Origin of the sequence: Stenotrophomonas sp. Sm6012 (assembly GCF_030985895.1) — a bacterium.
In the GTDB taxonomy this organism is placed as follows: Bacteria; Pseudomonadota; Gammaproteobacteria; order Xanthomonadales; family Xanthomonadaceae; genus Stenotrophomonas; species Stenotrophomonas forensis.
In genome coordinates, this window is sequence record NZ_JAPTFX010000038.1 from 22,341 (window position 1) to 34,029 (window position 11,689).

An 11,689-nucleotide genomic window follows, 5' to 3' on the forward strand; every position below is an offset into this window, starting at 1 on the left:
CGGCGCAAGGGGCCGGGGTCGCAGAATCAGGGATTGCCGGCGGCGCCCTGCTCGGGGCCGACCCACGGGGTGATCGACACCCGGATCTTGAGCCGGTTGCCGGGGTCTTCCGGCAGCCGCGAGCGGTACTTGGTGCCCTTGTAGACGTAGTCCACGTCGTAGGCGATGGGCCGACGGAACTCACGCCCCACCGGCACGATGCGGCAGTCGCGGGTCAGCATCGGGCCATTATTGGCAGGCGCCGGGGCCGGCGTCTCGGTGGCAACCTCTTCGGACGCCTCGTCATCGCTGCGCTTGAACATCGAGCGCACCGAGTCCCAGAAGCGGCTGATCCGGCCCTTGTCCTCGACCGGCTCCTCGCCGGTCACGTTGACCGGGGCCAGGGTCCGGGTCGAGACCGGCTCGCAGTGCTCCTCGGTGCGGGTCGCGCGCAGGGTCTGGAACACCGGCTCGACGTTCAGCACCTGGGCATAGTCGAACTTCACGTTCTCCACGATCACCACCCGGTTGCGGGGCTCGGCCTCCTGCGCCAGCACCACGGCGGGCAGCGCCGACAGGCAGGCCAGGGTCAGCAACGCGGTGGATTTCATTGGCGATGGGAGCAAGGACACGGCAATAGTGTAGGCAGTGACGAGCGCAAGGGGCTGAACATTACCCGTCCACGCCGCTCCTGCCCACCCCACCTTGGGAGAACCCGCGCCCAGCGGTGGCAGCCAGTGCCCCCAAAGGGGCCGACACGTTCTAAAATCGCAGGCTTGTCCCCCAGCCACAGCCCCATGACCCTGCACCTGCACAACAACCTGACTCGCCAGCTCGAACCGTTCACCCCGCTCGATCCGGCCTGTCCGACCCTGTATGTGTGCGGCCCGACGGTCTACAACTACGTGCACATCGGCAACGCCCGTGGCCCGGTGGTGTTCGGGGTGCTGGCCGACCTGCTGCGGCGGCGTTTCGGCGCACTGCGCTACGCCCGCAACATCACCGACGTCGACGACAAGATCAACACCGCCGCGCGCGAACAGGGGGTGCCGATCAGCACCATCACCGACCGCTTCGCCGCCGCCTACCGTGAAGACATGGCCGCGCTGGGCGTGGTGCCGCCGGACATCGAGCCGGAAGTGACCGCGCACATGCCGCAGATCATCACCATGATCGAGCAGCTGATCGCCAGCGGCCATGCCTACGCCGCAGAGGGCCACGTCCTGTTCGCGGTGGCCAGCTTCGACGGCTACGGCAAGCTCTCGCGCCGTGACCCGGAAGAGATGCTGGCCGGTGCCCGCGTCGACGTGGCCCCGTACAAACGCGACCCCGGCGACTTCGTGCTGTGGAAGCCGTCCAGCGACGACCTGCCCGGCTGGGAATCGCCGTGGGGCCGCGGGCGCCCGGGCTGGCACATCGAGTGCTCGGCGATGGCCGCCGCGCACCTGGGCGAGACCATCGACATCCACGCCGGCGGCGTCGACCTGCAGTTCCCGCATCACGAGAACGAGATCGCACAGAGCGAGTGCGCCCATGGTGGCAAGATCTTCGCCCGCTTCTGGCTGCACAACGGCATGCTCAACTTCGGTGGCGCCAAGATGAGCAAATCGCTGGGCAACATCGAGCGCGTGCACGACCTGGTGCGCCAGCACCCGCCGGAGGCGCTGCGCCTGGCCCTGCTCTCGGCCCACTACCGGCAGCCGCTGGACTGGTCCGACGGCCTGATCGAGCAGTCGGTGCGCACCCTGGACCGCCTGTACGGCACCCTGCGCGAGCTGGCGTCGATCGAGGCCAGCGCGGTGATCCCGGCCACGGTCGAGGCCACCCTGGATGACGACCTGAACACCCCCCAGGCGCTGGCCGAAGTGGCCCGCATCGCGGCCGACGCGCGCCGCGCCACCGATCCGGCCGAACAGGCGCGCCTGAAGGGCGAACTGCTCGGCGCGGGGCTGGCGCTGGGCCTGCTGCAGGCCGATCCGGCGCAGTGGTTCGGCACTGCCGCCGGCAATGACGGCGACGACGCGCGCATCCAGGGCCTGATCGACGAGCGCGCCGCGGCCAAGCAGGCGCGCGACTTCGCCCGCTCCGATGCCATCCGCGACCAGCTGGCCGCCGAAGGCATCGTGCTCGAAGACACCCCGCAGGGCGTGCGCTGGTCGCGCAAGCGCGGCTGACCTGCCCTGCCCCGTGGCCGGCCCGCCGGCCATGCCCCCACTGTAGAGACTGCTGTGACCGACTCCCCGTTCCCGCTTGAACCCACCGCCGCCGAGGCCCAGACCGCCATCGCCGAGGAATTCGGCTTCTTCGGCGACTGGTCCGAGCGCTACCAGTACCTGATCGACCTCGGCCGCAAGCTGCCGGCCTTCCCGGAGGAATGGAAGACCGAGGAGCACCGCCTGCTCGGCTGCCAGTCGATGGTCTGGATCGTGCCGGAAGGCAACGCGCAGTCGCTGCGCTTCCACGCCATCAGTGACTCGGCCATCGTCTCCGGCCTGATCTTCCTGGCCCTGCGCGTGTATTCCGGGCGCTCGGCCCAGGAGATCCTGGACACCGAACCGAGCTACATCCAGGACATCGGCCTGGCCCGCCACCTCTCGCCCACCCGCAGCAACGGCGTGGCGGCGATGCTGGCCTTCATCCGCGAGACCGCGCAGGCCCAGCTGCAGCGCGATCCGTCGTGAGCGAACCTGCCACGGCCGAAGACACCGCGCTGGGGCTGCTGTCCCGGCCCGGTTTCGCCAGGCTGCTGGCATACCGCATCTTCGCGATGCTGTCCTACCAGGTGGTCGCGGTCACCGTCGGCTGGCATATCTACGAAGTCACCCGCAATCCGTTCTCGCTGGGCCTGGTCGGCCTGGCCGAGGTACTGCCGTTCTTCTGCGTGGCTCCGTTCGCCGGTTACCTGGTCGACCATCTGCCGCGGCGCCGGCTGGGCATGGTCGCCTGCTCCGGGCTGATCGCCACCGCGCTGGTGCTGACCAGCGTGGCCAAGGGCTGGCTGCCCTTTGAGGGCGTGTGGCCGATCTATGCGGCCATCGCACTGACCGGCATGGTGCGCGCCTTCCTGTCGCCGATCTACAACGCCTTGTTTGCCCGCGTGCTGGCCCGCGACCAGTTCGCGCGTGGCGCCGGCCTCGGTGCCGTGGTGTTCCAGGCCGGCATGGTGGCCGGTCCGGCACTGGGTGGCGTGCTGGTCGGCTTCGGGGGCAAGGGCCTGTCCTATGCGGTGGCCACGGTCTTCGCGCTGGTGGCGATGGGGTGCCTGGCCACACTGAAGGTGGAAGAACCGGTGCATACCGGCCCGGCCGCGCCGATCTTCAGGAGCATCGCCGAAGGCGCGCGCTTCGTGGTGGGCAACCGGATCATGGTCGGCGCGATGGCGCTGGACATGTTCTCGGTGCTGCTGGGTGGCGTGGTGGCGATGCTGCCGGCATTCCTGCACGAAATCCTGCACCACGGCCCGGAAGGGCTGGGCATCCTGCGCGCGATGCCGGCGCTGGGTTCGGTGTGCGTGGGCCTGTGGCTGGCCCGTCACCCGCTGCACCGCAATGCCGGCCGCGTACTGCTGTTTGCGGTGGCCGGCTTCGGCCTGTGCGTGATCGGCTTCGGGCTGTCGCAGCACTTCTGGCTGTCGGCGCTGATCCTGCTGTTCTACGGGGCATTCGACGGCGTGTCGGTGGTGATCCGCTCGACCATCCTGCAGCTGGCCACGCCGGAGGAGATGCGCGGACGGGTGTCGTCGATCAACGGCATCTTCATCAGTTCGTCCAACGAACTGGGCGCGTTCTACGCCGGCACGATGGCCCGGCTGCTGGGCCTGGTGCCGGCGGTGGTGCTGGGTGGGTTCGCGGTACTGAGCGTGGCCGGGATCACGGCGTGGAAGAACCCGACGCTGCGGAAGTTGAATCTTCGCGACCTGCAATAGCTGTTCTGCAGAGTCGAGCCATGCTCGACTGCTTTTCAGAGGCGCCAGTCGAGCATGGCTCGACTCTACAAAAGCCAGGAAGTTCAACAAAAAACCCGGCCGAGGCCGGGTTTTCTGCATGACCAGACAACGACCGGGAATCAGTCGCCCTGCTGCTTCTGCAGGTGCTCCCAACGCTCCTGGGCGTCGATGGTGCGCTCGGCGGTCAGGCGCGCTTCCAGGCGCTCCAGGCCGATCTCTTCACCGGTATCCACGCAGTAGCCATAGTCGCCGGCTTCCAGGCGCTTCAGGGTGCTGTCGATCTTGCCGATCAGCTTGCGGTAGCGGTCGCGGGTACGCAGTTCCAGCGAGTTCTCAGTCTCGCGGGTCGCGCGCTCGGCTTCATCGCCGATGTCACGCACTTCCTCGCGCAGGTTCTCGATGGTCTGCTTGGACTCTTCCACCAGGTCCGCACGCCAGTTCTGCAGGCGCTGGCGGAAATATTCCTGCTGCAGCGGGCTCATGTATTCCTCTTCCGAGGACGGCTTGTAGCCAGCCGGCAGGATCGGGCGGCCAGTGGCCTCGTCGGTCTTGTACTCGACCACCTTGTACTTGCTGCGCGGGGCCGGTGCAGCCGAGCGGGCGGCGACGGCCACGGCAACCTTGCCGACAGGGCGCGACACGGTCTTCGGGGCGGAATCGGATTTCACGGCGGTTTTGGCAGGCGATTTCGAAACGGGCACGGGATTCTTGGATTGCGGGGCCTTCGATGCAGCAGGTGCGGCGGCCGGGGCCGGCTTGGGGGCCGGTTGGGCTGCTGCCACTGCCACGGTCTTGGCCGGGACAGGCTTGGCCGGGGCCGGCTTGGCAGCCGGCTTCGGTGCGGACTTCACTACTGGGGCCGGGCTCGGCTTGACGGCCGGCGCAGCAACATTCTTGGTGACCTTCTTTACAGCGGCAGGCGTGGCCGCCGGTTTAGCTGCAGCCACCTTCTTCGCGGCAGGCTTGGCGACCGGCTTGGCCGCAGCCTTCTTCACCACCGCCTTCGGCGCCGGCTTGGCTGCTGCCTTCTTCGCTACCGGCTTGGCGGCGGCCTTCTTGACCGGCGCGGCCTTGCTGGCAGCCTTCTTCACCACCGGCGCCTTCTTGCTGGCGGCGGCAGGCTTGGCCTTGGCGGGCGCGGCAGCTTTCTTCGCCACCGGCTTGGTTGCCTTGACCGGCGTTTTCTTTGCGGTGGCCTTCCTGGCCGCCGGTTGCGAGGACGCTGCCTTGGTCACCGGCTTGCTGGCCGGCTTCTTGGCAACGGGCTTTGCCGCCAACTTCTTCACAACAGGCTTGGCGGTTTTCTTGGCGGCCGTTGCGGCCTTCTTTGCAGTTTTTTTAGCAGCCACGAAACGCTCTTCCTTGGATTCCCCGGGGCCCGGGAAAGCGGGCCTTTATAGCCTACCCGACCCGCAGCAGCAACCTCAGCGGCCCTGCTCCATTCAGTCCTGGAGCCAAGCCAGCCAAAGGGCGGTCCGACGAACACGGACCGCTTTGCGCGGTACGGAACCTGGCCAGCACCCGAAGGTGCTGGTACCGGTCGCAGGCCATCGGCGACATGCGACCAACGGCCCATCCTGCACAAATGCGGCCTTCATGCCAACTGGCATAAGATGACTGGGTGATCTCGCGCCTGCTCATTGCCCTGCTGCGCTTCTACAAGCGCTTCATCAGCCCCCTGCTGGGGCCACGCTGCCGTTTCGTGCCCAGTTGTTCTGAATACGCGATGGACGCCATCTCCCTGCATGGTCCACTGCGCGGCAGCTGGCTGGCTGCGCGCCGCCTGGGACGCTGCCATCCGTTCCATCCCGGCGGCTTCGACCCCGTGCCCGAGTCCCCCAACGCCCCCTCTTGCCGTTGCACAGGAAAACACTGACATGTCCTCCACCCTCATCACCAATGCCCGCATGGTCAACGAAGGCCGCACCTTCGACGGCGACCTGCGCATCGAGAACGGCCGCATCGCGCAGATCGGCAGTGGCCTGGCCCCGCGCGACGGCGAGCAGGTGGTGGATGCGGCCGGGCGCTGGCTGCTGCCCGGCATGATCGACGACCAGGTGCACTTCCGCGAACCAGGCCTGACCCACAAGGGCGACATCGCCAGCGAATCGGCAGCGGCCGTGGCCGGTGGCCTGACCAGCTTCATGGACATGCCCAACACCAACCCGCCGACCCTGGATTCGACCATCCTGGAAGCCAAGTACGAACTGGCGCGCGGCCGCGCGTGGGCCAACTATGGCTTCTACCACGGCGCCAGCAATGACAACCTGGAAGCGATCCGCGCGCTGGACCCGAAGAAGGCGCCCGGCGTGAAGGTGTTCATGGGCGCTTCGACCGGCAACATGCTGGTGGACAACCCGGAAACGCTGGACGCGATCTTCCGCGAATGCCCGACCCCGATCATCACGCACTGCGAAGACACGCCGATGATCGATGCCAACCTGAAGGCCTTCCAGGAAAAGTACGGCGACGCACTGACCCCGGACATGCACCCGGACATCCGCTCGCGCGAAGCCTGCATCAAGTCGACCCGGCTGGCGATGTCGCTGGCACGCAAGCACGGCACCCGCCTGCACGTGCTGCACATCTCCACCGCCGACGAGCTGGCGCTGTTCGAGAAGGGCCCGCTGATCCGCGCCGATGGCAGCCGCAAGCAGATCACCGCCGAAACCTGCGTGCACTTCCTGCACTTCGCGCGCCCGGACTATGCGACCAAGGGCAACCTGATCAAATGCAACCCGGCGATCAAGGAAGTGTCCGACCGCGAGGCGATTACCGCCGCGCTGGCCGATGACGTGCTGGACGTGCTGGCCACCGACCACGCCCCGCACACCTGGGAAGAGAAACAGAAGCCCTACGCACAGGCGCCGTCGGGCCTGCCGCTGGTGCAGTACGCGCTGGTGGCCGCGCTGGAACGCGTGCACGAAGGCAAGCTGACCCGCGAGCAGGTGGTGCAGAAGTTCGCCCACGCCCCGGCGCAGCTGTTCGATGTCGAGGAGCGTGGCTTCCTGCGCGAGGGTTACTTCGCCGACCTGGTGCTGGTCGAGGACGTGCCGTTCACGGTCAAGCGCGAGGACGTGCTGTCCAAGTGCGGCTGGTCGCCGTTCGAAGGGACCACCTTCCGTTCGCGCATTGCCTCCACCTGGGTCAACGGCCAGCAGGTGTGGGACGGCAGCAAGCTGGTGGGCGAGCCCGCCGGCCAGCGCATGACCTACGACCGCTGATGCGTCCGGCACTGATGATCGGGGCGCTGCTGCTGGCCGCGCCCCTGTTTTCCGCCCCCTCGGCGCAGGCACAGGATGGCATCGGCAGCCTGATCGACAGCCGCGTGGTATTTCCGGCCAGCGCGTCGCAGGGCGCGCTGGTGATCGGCAAGGTGCCCGCCGGCAGCCGCGTGCAGTACGCCGGCCGGCAGTTGCGGGTGAGCGGCTATGGCAGCGTGGTATTCGGTATCGGCCGCGACGAGAAGGGACCGCTGCGCGTGCAGGTGCAGCGCCCCGATGGTGGCAGCGAGACCGCGACCATCGCGGTGACGCCACGCGACTGGCCCACCGAACGGGTCAACGGCGTGCCGCCGAAGACGGTCAACCCACCGCCGGCGATTGCCGAGCGGATCAAGCGCGAGCAGGCGCAGGTGACTGCCGCGCGTGCCCGCGATGACGACCGCACCGACTTCACCCAGACCTTCATCTGGCCGGTGCAGGGCCGCATCAGCGGCCGCTTCGGCAATGCGCGCGTGTACAACGGGCAGCCCGGTGCGGGCCATTCCGGCATGGACATCGCGGTGCCGACCGGCACGCCGGTGAAGGCGCCGGCCGCCGGCATCGTCACCTTCGCCGGTCCGGACCTGTACCTGACCGGTGGCACGCTGCTGCTCGATCACGGCTTCGGGGTCAGCTCCAACTTCCTGCATCTCTCGCGCATCGACGTGAAGGTCGGAGACCGCGTCGAACAGGGCCAGGTGATCGCCGCCGTCGGCGCCACCGGCCGTGCCACCGGCCCGCACCTGCACTGGGGCATGAACTGGTTCGATACCCGTATCGACCCGCTGCTAGTGCTGGAACGGAAGTAGCGGTAGTGCCGGCCGCTGGCCGGCAATTGCATGAATTCTGCAGCGCCGGAGCTGCCGGCCAGCGGCCGGCACTACCAGTGGCGATCGATCAACCGCGCGCGGCCCACCACACACGCAGCAGCGTGCGTACCGGGGTGGCCTCGATCGGCTTGCCCGCAGCCTGCGCGGCCACGCGCGCGCGCGCCAGGCTCGACCACACGCGGCGCGGACGCGGGCCCGGCACACGGGTGCCCCAGCCCTTCAGCAGATACTGGGCCCAACGCTGCGCGGCGGTGCCGGCGTCCTCATCCAGCAGGCTGCGCGGTACGCCCGCCACGCCGGCATCCTGCAGACGCTGGGCCAGGGTCTGCAGCTGCACCGCACGACTGGCGCCGGTACGCGGCTTGTCGTTGAACAACGCCGCTTCCACCGCCGCCACTGCGTCGGAATAGTTGGCAAGCGCGCGTTCGGCGCCGGCCGCATCCAGCGCGACCGTGCGCGCTTCAACCAGATCCGGCAGCGCCTCGGCCAGCTGCGCCCACGGTGCACGCGCCGGCTCCAGCAGGCGGCCCAGCGGGTGGCGCGAACGATGCGCAGCCCAGCTGCGCAGTTCCTCGCCCCACCACGCCAGCTTGGCGTCGGCCGGCAACGGATCGCCGCTGGCGTTGAGCATGTCGTCGAATTCCTGCAGCAGCGCGAACCACGCGACCGCGAGCTCGCGTTGCGATTCGGCCACGAACGGGGCGGCCACCGACCATTCCGGCCAGCGGCTGCGCCACTTGTCGAGGAAACTGTCCAGCGCGGTACTGCTCACTACGTCATTCCTTACGGCTGGGCCGGGGCTGCCGGCCGGGTCGGCCAGAGGCTGGCCAGTTGCAGAAGTCCGGCGTTCTCGACCAGCACGTCGGCCTGCCAGGCCAACGGGTCGTCACTGTGCAGGCGATAGCCCCACAGCGCAGCCACCGAGGGCATGGCGGCGGCACGTGCGGCGAGGATGTCGCGCTCGTCGTCGCCCACGTACACGCAGTCTTCGGCGGCGATGCCGATGGCCTGCGCGGCGTGCAGCAGGGGCAGCGGATGCGGCTTGCGTTCGGCCAGCGTGTCACCGCCGACCAGCACCGCGCAGCGCTGCTGCCAGCCGTACTGCGGCAGGATCAAGCGCGCCAGGTACTCCGGCTTGTTGGTGACGATGCCCCACACCGTACCGGCCTCATCCAGTGCCGCCAGCATGCCGGCCACGCCATCGAACAGCACCGCATGCTGGCCGATCAGCGCTTCGTAGCGCTGCAGGAACTCCGGGACCAGCGCGTCGCGCGCGACGGCATCCAGTTCCGGGAAGGCCGCCGACACCATCGCCCGCGAGCCCTTCGACACCACCGGGCGCAACATCGCCGGATCGATCGGCGCACGGCCACGCTCGGCCAGCATCGCATTGCAGGTGGCGACGAAGTCCGGCGCACTGTCCAACAGGGTGCCATCCAGGTCGAACAGCACCGCGCGCGGGAAGCCGGCCGTGGTCATGCCGGCTTGACCGCGTAAGCCAGGTAGTTGATGTCGGTGCGGCTGCTCAGGCGGGCGTGGTTGCGCCACGGCTCGTAAGCCATGCCACTGACATCCACCAGCTGCATGTCGGCCTCGCGCATCCAGCGCGCCAGCTCGGCCGGCTTGATGAATTCCTGGTAGTGGTGGGTGCCCTTTGGCAGCAGCCGTGCCACGTACTCGGCACCGACGATGGCCACTGCGAAGGCCGCCGCGGTGCGGTTGATGGTCGACAGGAACAGATGGCCACCCGGCTTCAGCAGGCGCTTGCAGGCCTCGATGATCGCGCCCGGGTCGGGCACGTGCTCAAGCATTTCCATGCAGGTGACCACGTCGAAGCTGCCCGGCTGCTCGGCGGCCAGGTCCTCGGCGGCCTGCACGCGGTAATCGACCGTGGCGCCGCTTTCCAGCGCATGCAGGCGCGCGACCTTGACAAGTTCCGGGGCCAGGTCGATGGCGGTGACGTCGGCACCGGCCTGCGCCAATGCCTCGCTCAGCAGGCCACCACCGCAACCGATGTCGAGCACGCGCGCACCGCGCAGCGGCACGCGGTCGGCCACGTACTTCAGCCGCACCGGGTTCAGCGCATGCAGCGGCTTCTGCGGGCCGTCAGCGTCCCACCAGCGGTTGGCCAGCGCGGCGAACTTGTCCAGCTCGGCCTGATCGAAATTGGAGGAAGCGTGGGGGGCAGTCATGAGGGAGTCCTTGCGGCGCCGGGGTTCAGGCGCGGATATGACGGATGCGCTCGCGCCACTGGCGCGCGTTGGCGATGATGCCCGGCAGGTCCATGCCGACCAGCTCGCGCTGCACCAGCTTGGGCTTGCCGGCAATCCAGACATCGCTGACCTGCTGGCGGCCGGTGGCGTACACCAGCTGCGACAGCACGTTGTGCAACGGCTGGGTTTCCAGTGCGGACAGATCGACGCAGACCAGGTCGGCCTGCTTGCCGACTTCAATCGAGCCGATGCGGTCACCGAAGCCCAGCGCGCGCGCGCCACCCAGCGTGGACGCACGCAGCGTGGTCGCCGCGTCCAGCGCGGTGGCATCGTCGGCCACGGCCTTGGCCAGGATCGCCGCGGTGCGGTTCTCGCTGAACATGTCCAGGTCGTTGTTGCTGGCGCAGCCATCGGTGCCGATCGCCAGGTTCACGCCGGCGCGCTGCAGGGCGCAGGCGGGGCAGAAACCGGAGGCCAGCTTCAGGTTCGATTCCGGGCAGTGCACCACGCTGACGCCACGCTCGGCACACAGGTGGATTTCCGCGTCGGTCAGCTGGGTCATGTGCACCGCGATCAGGCGGTCGTTGACCAGGCCAAGCCGATCCAGCCGCGCCAGCGGGCGCTGGCCGTGCAGCTTGATCGAATCGGTGATCTCCTGCGCGGTCTCGTGGGTGTGCAGGTGCACCTGCATGTCGAGCTGGTCGGACAGCATCCGCACCCGCTCGAAATTGGCGTCGTTGACGGTGTACGGCGCATGCGGCGCGAACGCGGTGCCGATCAGCGGATCGGTGCGCCACTGGTCATGCAGTTCACCGGCCTTGGCGAAGTACTCGTCGTCGGTCTTGGCCCAGGCGGTGGGGAAATCGATGATCACCGCGCCGACCAGCGCGCGGAAACCGTGCTTCTTGTAGACCGCGGCCTGCACGTCACCGAAGAAGTAGTTCTCGTTGGCGCAGGTGGTGCCGCCACGCAGCATCTCGGCGATGGCCAGCGTGGTGCCGTCGGCGACGAACTCGGGGCCGATCACCGCCGCTTCCACCGGCCAGATGTGCTGCTGCAGCCAGGTCATCAGCGGCAGGTCGTCGGCGACGCCGCGCAGGAGGGTCATCGGGTTGTGGGTGTGCGCGTTGACCAGGCCCGGCATCAGCGCGGCCTCGGGGCGGCTGACCACCTGGGCGGCGCGGAAGCGCGCACGGGCCTCGGCGCGCGGCAGGATGGCCACGATTTCGCTGCCACGCACGGCAACGGCATGGTCTTCCAGCACCACCGCATGCGGCTCGATCGGAACGACATAACCGGCTTCGATGAGCAGGTCGCAGGCTTCGGGGAGGTGCGGGCTATCGCTCATGCGGGCTCACTGGCTGGGGGGCGGCGAGATACTTCTGGGGGACACGCCCCTGGGTCAGGGGCTGCCGCGAAGCGGCGGGGTCTGGAGACTCGTGAAGCGGGGCGCCCCCC

At 68.5% G+C, this 11,689-nt stretch carries 12 protein-coding genes; 6 read left to right on the forward strand and 6 right to left on the reverse strand.

From position 1 onward, the window contains the following. Nucleotides 1-26: 26 nt before the first annotated feature. Complete coding sequence (locus tag O0J73_RS09335) at nt 27-590, reverse strand: hypothetical protein (RefSeq protein WP_197564309.1); 564 nt, start codon at nt 588-590, stop codon at nt 27-29. A gap of 186 nt (nt 591-776) precedes the next feature. Here O0J73_RS09335 and cysS point away from each other — a divergent pair, with 186 nt between their 5' ends. From cysS to O0J73_RS09350, 3 genes are read left to right on the forward strand one after another with little or no spacing between them, the layout of a single operon-like run. Then, complete coding sequence (gene cysS, locus O0J73_RS09340) at nt 777-2,153, forward strand: cysteine--tRNA ligase (RefSeq protein ID WP_308308567.1); 1,377 nt, start codon at nt 777-779, stop codon at nt 2,151-2,153. 54 nt (nt 2,154-2,207) lie between these two features. Then, on the forward strand, nt 2,208-2,660 hold the full coding sequence (locus O0J73_RS09345) for a SufE family protein (protein ID WP_049458275.1): 453 nt from the start codon (nt 2,208-2,210) through the stop codon (nt 2,658-2,660). Continuing rightward, nucleotides 2,657-3,904 carry an MFS transporter gene (locus O0J73_RS09350; RefSeq protein ID WP_006457191.1) on the forward strand — a complete coding sequence of 416 codons (1,248 nt, stop codon included), beginning with the start codon at nt 2,657-2,659 and terminating at the stop codon, nt 3,902-3,904. Before O0J73_RS09345 ends, O0J73_RS09350 begins: the two co-directional genes overlap by 4 nt. A gap of 140 nt (nt 3,905-4,044) precedes the next feature. On the opposite strand, the gene dksA is transcribed toward O0J73_RS09350, so the two are convergent. Further along, on the reverse strand, nt 4,045-5,274 hold the full coding sequence (gene dksA / locus O0J73_RS09355; protein ID WP_006457234.1) for an RNA polymerase-binding protein DksA: 1,230 nt from the start codon (nt 5,272-5,274) through the stop codon (nt 4,045-4,047). Nucleotides 5,275-5,546: 272 nt separating this feature from the next. Between dksA and yidD the strand changes: the two genes are divergently transcribed. The 3 genes from yidD to O0J73_RS09370 are packed head-to-tail and all read left to right on the forward strand — an operon-like array spanning nt 5,547 to nt 7,997. Beyond that, nucleotides 5,547-5,801, forward strand: coding sequence for a membrane protein insertion efficiency factor YidD (gene yidD / locus O0J73_RS09360; RefSeq protein ID WP_049458273.1), 255 nt, complete (start codon nt 5,547-5,549; stop codon nt 5,799-5,801). Between the two features lies 1 nt (nt 5,802). After that, the gene (locus O0J73_RS09365; protein WP_071229710.1) at nt 5,803-7,149 is read left to right on the forward strand and encodes a dihydroorotase; all 1,347 of its coding nucleotides are present in this window, start codon (nt 5,803-5,805) and stop codon (nt 7,147-7,149) included. Then, nucleotides 7,149-7,997, forward strand: coding sequence for a M23 family metallopeptidase (locus O0J73_RS09370; RefSeq protein ID WP_008267322.1), 849 nt, complete (start codon nt 7,149-7,151; stop codon nt 7,995-7,997). Before O0J73_RS09365 ends, O0J73_RS09370 begins: the two co-directional genes overlap by 1 nt. Before the next feature lie 88 nt (nt 7,998-8,085). Here O0J73_RS09370 and O0J73_RS09375 read toward each other — a convergent pair whose 3' ends face one another. The 4 genes from O0J73_RS09375 to O0J73_RS09390 are packed head-to-tail and all read right to left on the reverse strand — an operon-like array spanning nt 8,086 to nt 11,579. Further along, the gene (locus O0J73_RS09375) at nt 8,086-8,790 is read right to left on the reverse strand and encodes a squalene/phytoene synthase family protein (protein WP_308308568.1); all 705 of its coding nucleotides are present in this window, start codon (nt 8,788-8,790) and stop codon (nt 8,086-8,088) included. Between the two features lie 11 nt (nt 8,791-8,801). Continuing rightward, the gene (locus tag O0J73_RS09380) at nt 8,802-9,497 is read right to left on the reverse strand and encodes a phosphoglycolate phosphatase (protein WP_006457244.1); all 696 of its coding nucleotides are present in this window, start codon (nt 9,495-9,497) and stop codon (nt 8,802-8,804) included. Further along, nucleotides 9,494-10,210 (reverse strand): bifunctional 2-polyprenyl-6-hydroxyphenol methylase/3-demethylubiquinol 3-O-methyltransferase UbiG, encoded by a 717-nt coding sequence (gene ubiG / locus O0J73_RS09385; protein WP_308308569.1) that lies wholly within the window; start codon nt 10,208-10,210, stop codon nt 9,494-9,496. Before ubiG ends, O0J73_RS09380 begins: the two co-directional genes overlap by 4 nt. Before the next feature lie 25 nt (nt 10,211-10,235). Continuing rightward, on the reverse strand, nt 10,236-11,579 hold the full coding sequence (locus O0J73_RS09390; RefSeq protein WP_006457248.1) for a TRZ/ATZ family hydrolase: 1,344 nt from the start codon (nt 11,577-11,579) through the stop codon (nt 10,236-10,238). Nucleotides 11,580-11,689: the final 110 nt, after the last annotated feature.